The 14,289-nt window shown below is 35.5% G+C and carries 16 protein-coding genes and 2 pseudogenes; 13 read left to right on the top strand and 5 right to left on the bottom strand.

Annotated features, from left to right (window positions below):
* The first annotated feature begins 13 nt into the window (after positions 1–13).
* Positions 14–832 carry a sulfurtransferase gene (locus tag ACHUE4_RS03180; RefSeq protein WP_394187885.1) on the top strand — a complete coding sequence of 273 codons (819 nt, stop codon included), beginning with the start codon at positions 14–16 and terminating at the stop codon, positions 830–832.
* A gap of 649 nt (positions 833–1,481) precedes the next feature.
* Here ACHUE4_RS03180 and ACHUE4_RS03185 read toward each other — a convergent pair.
* Positions 1,482–1,718, bottom strand: a complete 237-nt coding sequence (locus tag ACHUE4_RS03185; protein WP_394187886.1) for a DUF2187 family protein — start codon at positions 1,716–1,718, stop codon at positions 1,482–1,484.
* A 220-nt stretch (positions 1,719–1,938) separates the two neighbouring features.
* Here ACHUE4_RS03185 and ACHUE4_RS03190 point away from each other — a divergent pair, with 220 nt between their 5' ends.
* Positions 1,939–3,381, top strand: coding sequence for a DEAD/DEAH box helicase (locus ACHUE4_RS03190; RefSeq protein WP_394187887.1), 1,443 nt, complete (start codon positions 1,939–1,941; stop codon positions 3,379–3,381).
* Positions 3,382–3,451: 70 nt separating this feature from the next.
* Here the strand turns inward: ACHUE4_RS03190 and ACHUE4_RS03195 are convergent, their stop codons facing one another.
* Complete coding sequence (locus ACHUE4_RS03195) at positions 3,452–4,339, bottom strand: diacylglycerol/lipid kinase family protein (protein WP_394187888.1); 888 nt, start codon at positions 4,337–4,339, stop codon at positions 3,452–3,454.
* A 303-nt stretch (positions 4,340–4,642) separates the two neighbouring features.
* Between ACHUE4_RS03195 and coaW the strand changes: the two genes are divergently transcribed.
* Positions 4,643–5,467, top strand: coding sequence for a type II pantothenate kinase (gene coaW / locus ACHUE4_RS03200; protein WP_394187889.1), 825 nt, complete (start codon positions 4,643–4,645; stop codon positions 5,465–5,467).
* A gap of 197 nt (positions 5,468–5,664) precedes the next feature.
* Positions 5,665–5,865 carry a cold-shock protein gene (locus ACHUE4_RS03205; RefSeq protein WP_016427350.1) on the top strand — a complete coding sequence of 67 codons (201 nt, stop codon included), beginning with the start codon at positions 5,665–5,667 and terminating at the stop codon, positions 5,863–5,865.
* Positions 5,866–5,950: 85 nt separating this feature from the next.
* Here the strand turns inward: ACHUE4_RS03205 and ACHUE4_RS03210 are convergent, their stop codons facing one another.
* Positions 5,951–6,349: a reverse transcriptase-like protein gene (locus ACHUE4_RS03210; protein ID WP_394187890.1), complete on the bottom strand. Its 399-nt coding sequence runs from the start codon at positions 6,347–6,349 to the stop codon at positions 5,951–5,953.
* Between the two features lie 12 nt (positions 6,350–6,361).
* Positions 6,362–7,045: a queuosine precursor transporter gene (locus tag ACHUE4_RS03215; protein ID WP_394187891.1), complete on the bottom strand. Its 684-nt coding sequence runs from the start codon at positions 7,043–7,045 to the stop codon at positions 6,362–6,364.
* Between the two features lie 255 nt (positions 7,046–7,300).
* Between ACHUE4_RS03215 and ACHUE4_RS03220 the strand changes: the two genes are divergently transcribed.
* Entirely contained in the window at positions 7,301–7,495 is a 195-nt protein-coding gene (locus ACHUE4_RS03220) for a zinc-finger domain-containing protein (RefSeq protein ID WP_394187892.1), read from the top strand.
* 116 nt (positions 7,496–7,611) lie between these two features.
* On the opposite strand, the gene ACHUE4_RS03225 is transcribed toward ACHUE4_RS03220, so the two are convergent.
* Positions 7,612–7,830 (bottom strand): cold-shock protein, encoded by a 219-nt coding sequence (locus tag ACHUE4_RS03225; protein WP_394187893.1) that lies wholly within the window; start codon positions 7,828–7,830, stop codon positions 7,612–7,614.
* Between the two features lie 204 nt (positions 7,831–8,034).
* On the opposite strand from ACHUE4_RS03225, the gene ACHUE4_RS03230 reads away from it, so the two are divergent.
* From ACHUE4_RS03230 to ACHUE4_RS03255, 8 genes and pseudogenes are all read left to right on the top strand, one after another.
* Positions 8,035–8,670: an HD domain-containing protein gene (locus ACHUE4_RS03230; protein ID WP_394187894.1), complete on the top strand. Its 636-nt coding sequence runs from the start codon at positions 8,035–8,037 to the stop codon at positions 8,668–8,670.
* Positions 8,667–9,557: pseudogene (locus ACHUE4_RS16610) on the top strand (ABC-F family ATP-binding cassette domain-containing protein); the annotation flags it as partial. The gene ACHUE4_RS03230 and the pseudogene ACHUE4_RS16610, both read left to right, overlap by 4 nt.
* Before the next feature lie 30 nt (positions 9,558–9,587).
* Positions 9,588–10,064 (top strand): annotated as a pseudogene (locus tag ACHUE4_RS16615) (ATP-binding cassette domain-containing protein); the annotation flags it as partial.
* A gap of 246 nt (positions 10,065–10,310) precedes the next feature.
* Positions 10,311–10,544, top strand: a complete 234-nt coding sequence (locus tag ACHUE4_RS16620) for an ABC transporter C-terminal domain-containing protein (RefSeq protein WP_463510136.1) — start codon at positions 10,311–10,313, stop codon at positions 10,542–10,544.
* Between the two features lie 25 nt (positions 10,545–10,569).
* Positions 10,570–11,685, top strand: a complete 1,116-nt coding sequence (locus tag ACHUE4_RS03240) for a virulence factor (RefSeq protein ID WP_394187896.1) — start codon at positions 10,570–10,572, stop codon at positions 11,683–11,685.
* A 348-nt stretch (positions 11,686–12,033) separates the two neighbouring features.
* Entirely contained in the window at positions 12,034–12,471 is a 438-nt protein-coding gene (locus tag ACHUE4_RS03245; protein ID WP_394187897.1) for a BrxA/BrxB family bacilliredoxin, read from the top strand.
* Positions 12,468–13,262 carry a class I SAM-dependent methyltransferase gene (locus tag ACHUE4_RS03250; RefSeq protein ID WP_394187898.1) on the top strand — a complete coding sequence of 265 codons (795 nt, stop codon included), beginning with the start codon at positions 12,468–12,470 and terminating at the stop codon, positions 13,260–13,262. The genes ACHUE4_RS03245 and ACHUE4_RS03250 overlap by 4 nt, the downstream gene beginning before the upstream one ends.
* Before the next feature lie 387 nt (positions 13,263–13,649).
* Positions 13,650–14,231, top strand: coding sequence for a YpjP family protein (locus tag ACHUE4_RS03255; protein WP_394187899.1), 582 nt, complete (start codon positions 13,650–13,652; stop codon positions 14,229–14,231).
* Positions 14,232–14,289 lie beyond the last annotated feature (58 nt).

Below are 14,289 nucleotides of genomic sequence, written 5' to 3' on the forward strand. Positions count from 1 at the left end.
GAGGAGACGAATTATGAGCAATGTCTGGATACATTTTAACGAGTTGGACAATCATAATATACGCTTTATTGATGTACGGTTTTCATTAACAGATCGAGAAGAGGGACGTCGATTATATGAAGAAAGTCATTTGACTGGATCCATCTTCATGGATTTGGAAAATGACTTGTCCAATATGGATAGTAAGGATGGGAGACATCCTATTCCTTCAAAAGAAAAGTTGAAAAGGTTCTTTGAAAATCATGGATTGCATTATAGTGATACAATTGTCATTTATGATCAAGGCGGCATGCCATTTGGACCTCGTTCTTATTGGATTTTCAAGTATGCAGGCTTTCCAAAAGTCTTTATTCTACGTGAAGGTTTTGAACAATTGAAGGAATTGAATGTGGCTATTTCGAAGGATATTCCTGAGTTTACAAAGTCTAACTTAGACATAGAGTGGAACGAAGAAATTTTTGCTCATAAGGAATTGGTTAAATCGATATCAGAGAAAGCAATAGAAGGTGTATTGCTGGATGCTCGTTCGAAAGAGAGATATGAAGGTAGAAATGAGCCAATCGATTTTGTAGCTGGGCATATTCCTACTGCTCGAAATTTTGACTGGGAACAGCTCAAAGAAAATGGTCAGTTTAAACACGCTAAATCTATTGAAAAATCGCTTGAAAAAGTGGCATCAAAAGATGAAGAAATAACGGTTTATTGTGGAAGTGGAGTAACAGCAGCACCACTTTATGCGATGCTTAAAGAAATTGGCTATGAGCATGTAAGACTATATGTAGGTAGTTATAGTGATTGGATAACATCATATCCAGTTGATCAAATCAAATAAATATAAATCAGAAACGCCACTTCTCACTTAAAGAGAAGTGGCGTTTCAAGTAGTAGACAATTAAAATGCTGATTTCCATTGCGACATAGCTAGTGAAGCGAAGCAACGCATTTTCATGTTTCGAAGCTAGCGGAGCGAAGCTGATACAGAAACAGGAGGAGTTATTTTACGCTGTCTCCATTCCAATCAATTGAAGTCCCTGTAAATATTAATTTATAATGTTCATTTTTGCTCATATCTGCTTAATCAATTTTGTATTTATTGATTTCAACTACACCATTTTTTCTAATATAACGTAAGACTGGGAGTTTTCTCGGCTAGCTCACGATATAACAGGAAAGTGGTCGGCTATTTCTGAAGACTCCTGCGGAAAAACGAAAGACGCTAGACCCCACAGCCTCATCTGTCAGTGACAGATGAGGCGAGGAGCATTGCTTTTCGTCCGCGGAAAGCGAAAGAAATAGCCGACCACATTTATTATCATTCAATTTTAAAACTAAGAACTCATTTTTAAATAATCATGTCAAAAATCTAAAACGCCACTTCTCATATAAGAGATGCGGCGTTTTTCTTTTTCAATAACATAAGTTTCTGATGAGTTGTCTATACTATTTAAGACAAAAAAAAAGAGAGCAATATGCTCACTTTTTTATAGTGTCGAACCATCAGCTACTTGATAATTTTTATGTGATACAACAGTTAAAGTAGATGCAGCACCAATTTTTTTTGCGTCTTCTTGAGAAATCTCAACGATACATGAGTTTTCGAGGATTTTAAAAATAGCACCTTCAACTTCGACATCACGACGTGTAAATGTAATCTTTTCGCGAATTTTTCGAGCTTGTACAAATGCTGATACTTCTTTTTCATGTTTTTGGAATGTCATGTAAATTCCCCATTTCTTCACTTGGATTTCATAGACCAATAAAAAATGCTTCAGATTTATCTGAGGCTCTAAAACGTAAATAAAGATATATTTCTATTAAGTATTTACATTTAATTATAACATAGTTTTCAGTTATAAGCTATCAGAGAGAAATGATTGGTATACTTAGTAAAAGCAATCAAGAGATGTAACTCTCATGATTTAAAAGGAGATTGGATTTATGACAAAACAATTTAAAGACTATGGAATATCTGAAGAAATCTTACGTGCCCTTGATGGCCTGGGTTACACTGAACCAACTGAAGTACAAGAAAAAGTAATTCCGCTAGCATTAGAAAAAAGAGATATCTCAGTAAAGTCTCAAACAGGAAGCGGGAAAACCGCAGCGTTTGGTATTCCAATATGCGAATTAGTAGAGTGGGACGAAAATAAGCCCCAAGCTTTAGTCTTAACACCTACTAGAGAATTGGCACTACAAGTATCTGAAGATATCATGAATATCGGACGATTTAAACGTGTAAAAGCGACTGCAGTTTTTGGGAAGCAACCTTTCGCTAAGCAAAGAGCTGAACTTAAACAAAAATCTCATGTGGTAGTTGGTACTCCAGGACGAGTTATGGATCATATTGAACGACACACGTTAGATTTAAGTAAAGTTGAAATATTAGTTCTCGATGAAGCAGATGAGATGTTAAGCATGGGGTTCATTGATTTAGTTGAGTCAATCATGAAAATGCTTCCGAAAAAACGCTTAACGATGTTGTTCTCAGCTACTTTACCTAAAGATGTCGAAAAACTATGTCATAAATATATGATCGAGCCTGTCGACGTAGAGATTGAAAAAATAGAAGAAAAAGAAAAACTAATTCAGCATGAAGTCTATACAGTTCCGGAGAAAAATAAATTGGATTTATTGAAAGATATCACGATTGTTGAAAATCCGGATAGCTGTATTATCTTTTGCCGAACTAAAGATAATGTAGATACTCTAGTAGATGCACTAGATGATGCTGGTTATTCTGTAGATAAAATTCATGGTGGTATGGAACAAGATGAACGCTTTGAAGTTATGAATGACTTCAAACGTGGTGAGTTTAGATATTTAATCGCTACGGATGTTGCAGCACGTGGAATCGATATTGACGGGATTACACATGTTATTAATTACGATATGCCTCTTGAAAATGAAAGCTATGTTCACCGAACTGGGCGAACAGGTAGAGCAGGACAGATGGGGAAAGCCATTACACTTGTTACACCATATGAAGATAAATTCTTAGCAGCTGTTGAGAAGTATATAGGGTTTATTATTCCATTAAAAGATTCTCCAACGAAAGAACAAGTGGTTAAAGGCCGGGAAGCTTTCAACCGAAAGATGAAAGAAGAGCCGGAATTAAAAGTTGAGAAGAAAGAAAAATTAAATGAAGACATCATTAAATTGTATTTTAATGGTGGGAAGAAAAAGAAACTTAGAGCAGTTGACTTTGTCGGAACAATTTCAAATTTGAAGGGGATCACTTCGGATGATATCGGAATTATTACGATTCAAGAAAATGTATCTTATGTTGAGATTTTAAATGGCAAAGGTTCATCCGTTTTAAAACAAATGAAAGATACAACCGTTAAAGGAAAAAAATTAAAAGTTTATATAGCAAATAAATAATATTATTATGTAAACTAAATTATATACAGAAAAATAGCCATTTTGCATATTCTGCGAAACGGCTATTTTTTTATGGTATTAAAAAATTGATCTTTTTAGAATGTACTTGAATTTGAAGAGGGGTCTCTAGATAAATCTCTCCATCTGTATCCACTTTCTTTGGCTCACTGGTCTTAATACTAATTTGTTTACCTCGGTAATGTGTAATATTGTTTAAATCGTCAGGTACTATATGAGGTTGATTTAACGAATACCATTCTCTAATCGCAACCATGGTGGAGGATTGTACGACGATAATATCAAGCATTCCATCCGAAGGGTCAATTATTTCAAGTGGGAATCGATGAGTGCCTATAGAATTTCCATTCATAACTAACACCATAACTGCTTCCTCTAAATAGGAAACACCATCGATATGAATTTGAAAAGGGATGGGTTCACTTTGTTTGAAAGATTGAATCGCACTCATGAAATAACTAAGCTTTCCATACTTACTTTTTAAATCAGGGTTAATGTTCTCTGAGGCATCAGCGATTAATCCAACTCCAGCGAAGTTCATAAACCATCGATCGTTTATTTGTGCTAGATCCATCGGTGCAACATTTCCATTAACGAGTGATTCGACAGCAAGTTCAAGTGTAAGAGGAATTCCAAGTGTTCGCGCAAAATCGTTACATGTTCCACCAGGTAAAATACCGATTGCAGGAACGTTTTTCATTGTTTCTAAAACTTGAATTGCCGTGTGTAAAGTGCCATCTCCACCTAGTAAAAACAAGACATCAGCAGATTCTGTTTGTAAAATTGCATCTTGAAACTCTTCAGGAGACATCGTTTGAACGATGGTTAATTGACTACAATGAGTAGCTAAAATAGGTACCACTTTACTGAGGGCAATTTCACTTGAATCCTGACCTGCTTGTCCATTAAACAGTAAGAATCCATGATTAAATCTAGGCATTTTTATCACCTCTTTAATAAATAAAATTATGTTTAAGTCTTCTGACTTCAAAGATAGAAATGATTAATATAACATTAAGTTACTCGCTCGCAAATTGCATAACTTGAACTTCCATATGAATATTTCGTAACTATTAAAGATGTACCCTATATTAATAATCAGTATGCATTCTTTTATAAAAAATAGATACTTCTGAATGAATGTGAAATATTCAAGTACAACAATTAAGAAGTACTATATAATGAACATGAGATGATTAAATAGAAGAATAATCAGTTTTTGTGTATTAAAAGGAGTGCAGGCATGGTTCAAGCATTAGGGATAGATGTAGGTGGGACATTAACCAAGATCGCTTACTACGATGATCAAAATCAATTAATATTAGAACACTTCCCTTCAAGTGATATGGAAGAAGTCAGTAATTGGATTGCTTCTTTTTCAGAAGATGCTTTGATTGGATTAACCGGTGGTCGTTCTGAACAGTTAAAACCTTATTTAAAACAACATAAAAATCTTCATTATATAGTGGAGTTCGATGCAACGGTTGCAGGAGTCAATTTTCAAATAGAGCAACAAGGGTATACGTTTAATGAAGCAATCGTAACGAACATAGGAACAGGTACATCTATTCATCTATTGAAAGGAAATCTGCATGAACGTGTGGGGGGAACTGGTATAGGTGGTGGTACGTTGCTTGGGCTATCTAATTTGATGACTGGGATTGTGGATTTCGAAACAATCGTTGAGTTATCGTCCAAAGGAAGTAGAGCTAAAGTAGATATTTTAGTAAGTGATATCTATTTTGGTAATAAAACACCAATCGATGGGGGATTAACTGCTAGTAATTTTGGGGATGCCGGTTTACATACTGAGATTTCAAGAACAAAAGAGGATTTAATTGCTTCTATTCAAGGATTAGTTGGGGAGGTTATTTCTACATTAAGTATCCAAACAGCGACTTCTGAAAACATTGAACACATCCTTTATATAGGTTCCACATTATCTGAAAACGTTCCATTACAAACCATTATTGGGAACTATACAAAGCGGAAAAATCGAACGCCCATCTTTTTAGAAGACAATGGATTCAGTGGAGCAATAGGTGCTTTATTAAGTAGAATGAAATAATTTGTTATTGTTTGAAAAACAAGATAATTACAAATATACACAAGCATCTTAGTTGCAAATGAAAAATAACCATGTTATATTTAGGGAGAATTATTTTTGTTCGGATTTGAGAAAGACTTTTATAAGATTTTATCTCCACGATTTGAGCAAGGATAGTAACACAATGTGTACTTACGTACACGAGGAGGAACATACACATGGAACAAGGTAAAGTAAAATGGTTTAACTCAGAAAAAGGTTTTGGATTTATCGAACGCGACGGCGGAGACGATGTATTCGTACATTTCAGCGCTATTCAAAGCGAAGGTTTCAAATCTCTTGATGAAGGTCAAGAAGTTACTTTTGAAATCGAGCAAGGCCAACGTGGTCTTCAAGCTACTAACGTAAACAAAGCTTAATTCAAATATTAAACCATAAACAGGCTCTCTTTGAGAGTCTGTTTTTTTGTTTGCCCAATTAAAAACACTCGGCTAAGCAATTGCGTTAGTCGAGTGTTTGTTTTTGCTGAATGGCTTTTCGAGCTAATTGATCAGCTGCTTTGTTATTACTTTCAGGAATCCATTTAATGAAAAAGAATTCAAATGATTCAGCAATTTCCAATGCTTGATCTAATAACGCTTTAAAGACCGGGTTTTTAGCATACTGCTTTTCAACTGCTGCTACAACAATTTGAGAATCTGATTTAACTGACACAATGCCTGATGTCCGCTTCTTCGCTTCTTCTAAACCACGAATCAAAGCCATAAACTCAGTTGTATGATTATCATATATGCCAACATACTCAGAAAGTTGGACATGATGACCTTCGCCTTTAATAAAAAGACCAATACCACTAGGGCCTGGATTGCCCGCACTTGCACCATCTATATAAACTTCTAACATCTTAAAACCTCCTTATTTTTCGTCTAAAGGGGTCATTTTCTTAGCGATATAACCAAACGGTGTTCCAAGGATTGATACTAAGAATTTCAATAGATACGTTGAAAAGAATACGCTCATCCAAACATCTAATGGTAATACACCATAAAATGCGATCGATGTGAAAATTAGTGTATCTAATAATTGGCTTAACATCGTCGAGCCATTGTTACGAATCCAAAAAGCTTTGTCAGATGGGAATAATTTTCGTAGGAAGCTAAAAATATAGACATCCGTATACTGGCTAACAAGATAAGCAATGATACTACCAAGAGCTATTTGAGGAATTAACCCAAAAATCGTAGAAAGTGAATCATGTGCAAAATCATCTGGTGAAGGCGTGAATTGCAAGACTACTTGCATAATAATCGTCATCATAATTAATGATGCGAAACCTAACCAAACAGCTTTTTTCGCTTCTTTTTTACCGTATTTTTCATTTAGAATATCTGTTACTAAAAATATGCTTCCATATATAGCATTCCCTAATGTAGCGGTTAAACCAAAGATTTCAATCATCTTTGTCACTTGAATATTGGCTAGGACCGTTGCAAAGCCAACCCACACAAAGAGACCTGTTCTTCCAAAAAACTTATACATGATTAATACAAAAATCATGTTTATAAGGGCAAAACCAATTCCTAATAATTCGTTGTGCATATAAATCCTCCTGTAGTTTTGATAAAGCGGGAGTTTACGAACCGCCTGTAGAAATCCAACTGATTTCCAACTTGACTATTATAATGTCAGTTGCATAGAAATGCAATGAGGGTGTAAAATATAAGGATGTGATTTGAAACGAACATAGTTCGGTAAAATTTCAAATCGCATTAATGGGGTAAGGTGTAATTTCTAAATGATACTCGTGAGATTTTCATTCTGACATTAGTATGTCTATTATTTGAGGTGATCACAATGAATAAAGAATTAATTGTCCGTGAAATAGATAATCTTTTGGACACGTATTGCACAGATTGTTTTTTAAAGACGGAAATGCGCCAAAAAGGTGGGAAAACCTTTGCTCATCGATTTTGCATTCAAACGTGCACAGTTGGCGATCAGCTCCATTTCTTAGGTGAAGAGTTAAATAAAGTGAAACAAAATAATTAATCATAGAAAAACCCACTAATCAATTTAGATTAGTGGGTCGTTTAATTATACTGATTAGAAACTAGAGATAATAAGAAATCAGTATTAGAAAACACTTGAGCTATCACCATTCGGTTTTAACTTTGTTTTTCTAATGTGTTTAAAAAAACATTCGCTGCCTGGGGACCGCGATTTCCTTCAATGATTTCAAATGAAACCGATTGACCTTCATCTAACGTTCGGAACCCTTCTCCTTGGATTCCAGTAAAATGGACGAACACATCTTCACCATCATTATATTCGATAAAGCCATAACCTTTTTCGTTATTGAACCATTTTACTTTGCCTTGGTGCATGAACGTTCCTCCCTACTACTTTAGCGAAATGTCATTTCCCATATCAACAGGATACAAAATATTCTGTGAATGGATGGCTATACTATACATGATTTGTCGAAACTAGTCAATTACATGCAGAACCAGTTATCTTGCACACATTGCAACATATATGTCATGATACTTTTATAGATAGGATAGAAGGTATATGGAAGGGCGATAAGATTGAATAACATTGAACTTTGTGAACTACTTGTAAAAGATGTTTATCTTCATTTTGATGCGAGCCATGATTTTCAACATATAGAACGTGTTCGTGAAAATGCGAGAAAAATTAGTGCGGAAGAAGGAGATGTCCGTTCTGATATTATAGAGTTAGCAGTTCTTCTTCACGACGTAAGTGATGTTAAATACAGTGGACCAGAAGGCAAAAAGAAAGAAAATGATATTTTGAATCAACTTTCACTTTCTTCAAGCGATCGACAATGGATTGTGGACATTATTGAATCCGTATCGTTTAGCGGTGGACAGGAAAAAACGGCTAGCACGTTAGAAGCCAAAATTGTTCGTGATGCCGATCGTTTAGATGCTATTGGTGCTGTTGGCATTGCAAGGACCTTCGCATTCGGTGGTGCGAAAGGAAGAAGGTTGTATGACTGGTCAGAAGTTCCACGGACGAATATGACAGAAAGTCAGTATCGTAATGAAAAAACATCTTCAGTTACTCATTTTTATGAAAAGTTACTTCTATTAAAAGATTTAATGGTGACAGAGACAGGGAAGAAATTAGCTTTACAGCGTCATGAATTCATGTTGGCATTTATTGACCAACTTAAAATAGAAACGAGTGAATATGAATGAGTCATTTAATCGTATCAAACTTAACTAAGACTGTTGGAGAAAAAACGTTATTCGAAAATATTGATTTCACCATTTATGCTGGGGAGCGCGCAGGACTTATTGGAGTTAATGGAACCGGGAAATCAACTTTCCTTTCAATTTTAGCGGGTCAGATTGAAGCGGATCAATTAACAATGGATCATCCAAACCAATACCGCATCTCTTTTTTAGAGCAGGATCCACAATTTGCTGAGGACTTAACTGTTCTACAAGCGGTATTTAGTGGAGATTCACCAGTACTTCAAATTAATCGTCAATACGAAGATGCATTAGAGAAGTTGACAATCGATTCTGCTTCAGAAGCAAATCAAAACTTATACATGGATATTCAACAAAAAATGGATGAATATAACGCATGGGATGTCAATGCTATGGCTAAAACGGCTTTGTCACGATTAGGAATTGATATGTTCGATCGTAAAGTGAATGAATTATCTGGTGGACAATTAAAACGTGTTGCTTTAGCGAAAGTATTAATTGAACCAGCAGATTTAATCCTATTAGACGAGCCTACCAACCATTTAGATGTTCAATCTTCTAAGTTTTTACAAGAAAGCTTAGCTAAATTAAGCAGTGCCATTATATTCGTTACCCATGATCGATACTTTTTGGACGGGGTGTCCACTCATATTTATGAAATTGCAGATCAAACCATGTATACACATAGAGGGAATTATGGAGATTATTTAGAAGCAAAAGCAATCCGAGAGGAAATGGCTGCTTCGTCTCAATTAAAACTTCAAAATCGATTCCGTTCTGAACTAAAATGGATACGAAGAGGTGCAAAAGCACGTACTACAAAACAAAAAGCTCGAATTCAACGTTTTGAAGTATTAGATGAGCAAGTGGATCGTAACAATGATACAACATCATTAGATATGAAACTTGCTACGACACGACTAGGTAAAAAAGTGTTAGAGGGTATCGACCTTTCAAAAGCTTACAATAACAAACAAATCATCAAAAACTTTTCGTTCTTGCTTCAGCCAGGAGATCGCATTGGCATAGTAGGACCAAATGGAGCAGGCAAAAGTACATTGATCAATATTTTAGCTGAAAAAATTCAACCCGATGAAGGTGAATTGCTAATTGGACAAACGGTTAAAGTCGCTCATTTCGAACAAACGATTCCTCCGATGAATCCAACGACTCGTATGATTGAATATGTAAGAGAATCATCGAATGATATAGAAGGATCAGATGGGGTACGACATTCTGCAGCTCAAATGTTGGAACGTTTTTTATTCCCATTAAAAGTGCATGGCACGCCAATTGGGAAACTTTCTGGTGGCGAACGTAAAAGATTACATTTACTAAAATTATTAATGGAACAACCAAATGTTCTATTATTGGATGAGCCTACAAATGATTTAGATATTCAAACATTATCGGTTTTAGAAGATTTCATTGAACAATTCCCAGGTGTTGTTATTACCATTTCTCATGATCGCTTCTTCTTGGACCGAATCGCTAAAAAATTATGGGCACTGGATGGTAAAGGGAATACGAGAGAAGTTCAAGAAATCTATTCTGACTTCTTAGAACAAGTAGTAGTTCCGATTGAAGAAGAAATCATCGTTGAAAAAGTGGAACCTGTACAGGTGAAAGAACAAAAGAAAAAACCTTCTTACAAAGAGCAAAAAGAGTGGGAAACGATTGATGCAGATATTGCAAAAATAGAAGCTGAAATTATGGCTGCTGAAAAAGAAGTGGAATCAGCTGGTGCAGATTTTGAAAAGCTTCAACTTGCTACGACTCAATTAGATCAGTTGAATAATCAGTATAATCTTTTGATTGAAAGATGGTCCTATCTGCAAGATATTATGGGGTCATGATACAATACGTTTAGGAGGGATCTATGTGAAAATACTTACAATTGAACCAACACCAAGTCCAAATACGATGAAAGTTGTCGTAGACAATGAGCTACCTTTTGGGAAAAGTTTTAATTATAAAAAAGATGAAAATGTAGATGCCCCATCTGAAATAAAAGCCATATTACAAATTCCGGGAGTGAAAGGAATTTATCATGTAGCTGACTTTTTAGCGATTGAACGTATTGCAAAAAATGATTGGGAACAAATTTTAGCTGAAGTGCGACGAGCTTTTTGTGAAGATCATGAAACGAGTACTCAAGAAGAAAAAGTAGAGGAACATTTTGGTGAAGTCTACGTGCATGTTCAACAGATAAAGGGTATTCCACTACAAGTAAAAGTATTCGATCAGACAGCTGAAGAAAGATTAGGTCTTTCTGCTCGATTCGTGGAAGCCATGAATGCTAGTATGCATGACCAAGATGAAAATTATATTCTTCAACGCAAATGGGTGGATTATGGTGTACGGTATGGTGACAAAAAGGAAATTGCTGAACAAGTGGTACAAGAAATCGAAGCAACTTATCCTGAGTCACGTTTACAGACCTTAATTACTGATGCTAAAAGCCCTAAAGAGGAAGTCCCGACTAGAGGTCGTCATATTACACTTGAGGAATTTCAGTTAAATACGTGGGAAGAGCGTTTTCAATTATTAGATCAAATGGCCGACCCAAATGTGGATGACCTACCTTTATTAGACGTAGCATTAAATGATGAACAAATGGCAATTCGTCGATTAGCAACTGTCTATCTAGGAATGATTGATAATGAACAAGTTGTTCCTTATTTAGAAAAAGCATTGAATGACAAGAGTCCATCTGTTCGAAGAACTGCTGGAGATTGCATGAGTGATTTAGGATTTACGAACTTTGAGACTGCCATGATTCAAGCGTTAAAAGATAAAAACAAGTTAGTACGCTGGCGTGCAGCTATGTATTTGTTTGAAACAGGTACAGAAAACGCCTTGCCAGCTTTAAAGGAAGCTAATGAAGACCCGGAATTTGAAGTAAAGCTTCAAATTAATATGGCGATTGCACGTATTGAAGACGGTGAAGAAGCGAAGGGTTCTGTTTGGAAGCAAATGACAGAATCCCGCAAATAAATGAATTAGATGTTTGGCATAATCGCATATGATGTTTATATGCGTTTATTTATTCTAAACAATTCCTTTAACATCAAAAAAGACATCCGGCAACCACCGCGGATGTCTAAAATTAAGCCAACATAACACAAAACAGGAAAAGTTATATTGGACATGAAAATCGTTACCTAATTTTGAAAGAAGTCTACTATCTCTTCTTTCTAACTATATTTTATCATGATAAAAAGTATTTCGGAAAATCAATTTATTCATCTATTTCCATAAGAATCCTTTAGGATATTTGGAAATGGATCAAATTCTATTTAACACAAAATAATTTAATCAAACATATAGAAAGAGGGAAACTACATGAACGCTTATGATGAATATATGAAGCAAGTTGTCAAACCGATGCGAGCAGAACTAGTACAAGTTGGGTTTGAAGAGTTAACGGATGCTGAAATGGTTAATGAGCATATGAACTCAGCTAAAGGTACTTCTTTAATTGTCATTAATTCAGTGTGTGGCTGTGCAGCTGGTCTTGCGCGTCCAGCTGTATCCCAAGCATTATCTGAGGTGGCTAATAAACCTGAACATTTAGTAACTGTTTTTGCCGGTCAAGATCCAGAAGCAACTGTTCAAATGCGTCAATACTTTGAAGAAGTGCCAGCAAGTTCACCATCTATTGCAATTTGGAAAGATGGGAATTTGGCTTATTTTATTCCACGTGAACAGATAGAAGGTTTTCCAATGGAACAAATTAAAGATCACTTAGTTGAAGTACTTAATCAAGTCGTATCATCGTGAAAACAATCGTTACGACAGCTGGCAGGCCAACTGAATTAACGATTCAGTTAGCAAAAGATGCAGGAAAGCATTTAGGACTTCCTTATATTGATCGCCAAAAAAGAACAGTGACTCAGCTGCAAAAACAATATGAAAACGATGTCTTAGTTGCTACTAAATCTAGGTGGGAATATTATGGTGTTCACTCAGAACAGCCCTTTTATTTTCATCCAAGTTCAGCTATGTTTCGATTGAAAAGGCTAGCTCGAGGAGAGATTGACACATTAATTGATGCATGTCAGTTAGTTGAAGGAGATTCTTTCTTAGATTGTACGCTCGGATATGCATCAGATAGTTTGGTTGCAGCTTATGTTGTTGGAGAAGCGGGTACAGTTGTTGGTTGTGAAGCCTCAAAAGTACAGGCGTTTATCCTAAAGGAAGCATTTCATGGTGGTCGAACGGATCATCAAGAATACGTATCTTTAATGAAGAAAATCGACGTCATTTCAAGTGATGCTTTGTCCTATTTAAAAACACGAAAGGATTCTTCTTTTGACGTCGTTTATATGGACCCCATGTTCGAGGAAACTATTTTGGAGTCTGGTAACATAAATCCTTTAAGACATGTTGGCCGTACTGATGCATTAACAAAAGAATGGGTGTTAGAAGCGATTAGAGTTGCGAAAAAAAGAGTTGTTTTGAAAGCACATTTTCAATCAACGTGGTTTAATGATTTTCACTTTAACCAACTTGTACGTAAAAACACAAAATTCCATTATGGCTACATAGATTGTTTAGGAAAAACGGTCTAGACAAAAGTTTTGTCCATTAAAGCCACAGTATCTCATTTTTTGAGATACTGTGGCTTTTCTTTTCATGCGGTTATTGAGTCAGAACTACTTCATTTCCTAATCCAGTACAGAAGATAAGAAAAGACACAATTTGCACCGTTTTGGATGCAGACTGTGTCTTTCTAATTAATCTGTGAAATTTAATGATGTTAAATAAGCTAGTAAGAGTAAGAAACCAATTCCAATCACTAATTGTGTATCCATTTCATATGCCTCCTTGTGAAAAAAACAAGCTGTTTATACTTTTTTATTGTACAATGAATAGTGTAAAGATGAAACCTTTAGTTCTTGAAATCGTACTTCTACATAAGTGTTTGTCAAAAATGTTTAGATTAGAAGGTGACAATGATGAAAAAGTGGATTCAAAAATCGTTAGTTGTAGCAGTAGCGCTTCTTACATTTGGTGTTATTTCTCCAAACCATATTATTTGGGAAAATTTATTAGATGAGAAAGCGCATCAAAAATCAATTTCTTCTCACAATACGGAGCATACATATTCGGTCGAGTGGTCTGAGGAACAACAACCTTCAAGTTTTTTAGAAGATGCCGTTCACTTAGCAAAAGAACAGTCTTTGTTGAAATTCGGTTCCCGTATCGGTCCGGTCATTGCGGATGAGTTCGATGAGATTATTTTTCCGAAAATCCAAGAAGCGATTGAAATGACTTTAGTTGATTTAGACCATCAAAAATTGAATTCTTTAGCGATTAGTGAGAACCCTTCAGGTAATCATAGTGAAAAAATGTTCCATATTTATGAATCCACGACTGGCAGCGATATTATACGGTTTCATGTACGAACAGATCGCAAGCCGCAGGAAGGTTATTACTTTAATTTTCATTATCATACAGTCCAAGACCAGTTTGCAAAACACTATAAGTTAGGCGATATTTATTGGTCCAAAAATATGCCCCCAAAATGGTTGTCATAGAACTCAGAAAAACACATCATATTCCTAATCTAGGGATATGATGGTGTCTTTTTTTTAT

Origin of the sequence: Paenisporosarcina quisquiliarum, from assembly GCF_043641925.1 — a bacterium.
GTDB classification, from domain to species: domain Bacteria; phylum Bacillota; class Bacilli; order Bacillales_A; family Planococcaceae; genus Paenisporosarcina; species Paenisporosarcina quisquiliarum_A.

Excerpts from the sequence above, each read along its gene's own strand:
- ACHUE4_RS03225 (WP_394187893.1), bottom strand. The coding sequence starts at position 7,830 with ATGCACCAAGGCAAAGTAAAATGGTTCAATAACGAAAAAGGTTATGGC.
- ACHUE4_RS03215 (WP_394187891.1), bottom strand. The coding sequence starts at position 7,045 with ATGCACAACGAATTATTAGGAATTGGTTTTGCCCTTATAAACATGATT.
- ACHUE4_RS03255 (WP_394187899.1), top strand. The coding sequence starts at position 13,650 with ATGAAAAAGTGGATTCAAAAATCGTTAGTTGTAGCAGTAGCGCTTCTT.
- ACHUE4_RS03220 (WP_394187892.1), top strand. The coding sequence starts at position 7,301 with ATGAATAAAGAATTAATTGTCCGTGAAATAGATAATCTTTTGGACACG.
- ACHUE4_RS03185 (WP_394187886.1), bottom strand. The coding sequence starts at position 1,718 with ATGACATTCCAAAAACATGAAAAAGAAGTATCAGCATTTGTACAAGCT.
- ACHUE4_RS03205 (WP_016427350.1), top strand. The coding sequence starts at position 5,665 with ATGGAACAAGGTAAAGTAAAATGGTTTAACTCAGAAAAAGGTTTTGGA.
- ACHUE4_RS03180 (WP_394187885.1), top strand. The coding sequence starts at position 14 with ATGAGCAATGTCTGGATACATTTTAACGAGTTGGACAATCATAATATA.
- coaW (WP_394187889.1), top strand. The coding sequence starts at position 4,643 with ATGGTTCAAGCATTAGGGATAGATGTAGGTGGGACATTAACCAAGATC.
- ACHUE4_RS03195 (WP_394187888.1), bottom strand. The coding sequence starts at position 4,339 with ATGCCTAGATTTAATCATGGATTCTTACTGTTTAATGGACAAGCAGGT.
- ACHUE4_RS03245 (WP_394187897.1), top strand. The coding sequence starts at position 12,034 with ATGAACGCTTATGATGAATATATGAAGCAAGTTGTCAAACCGATGCGA.
- ACHUE4_RS03210 (WP_394187890.1), bottom strand. The coding sequence starts at position 6,349 with ATGTTAGAAGTTTATATAGATGGTGCAAGTGCGGGCAATCCAGGCCCT.
- ACHUE4_RS03190 (WP_394187887.1), top strand. The coding sequence starts at position 1,939 with ATGACAAAACAATTTAAAGACTATGGAATATCTGAAGAAATCTTACGT.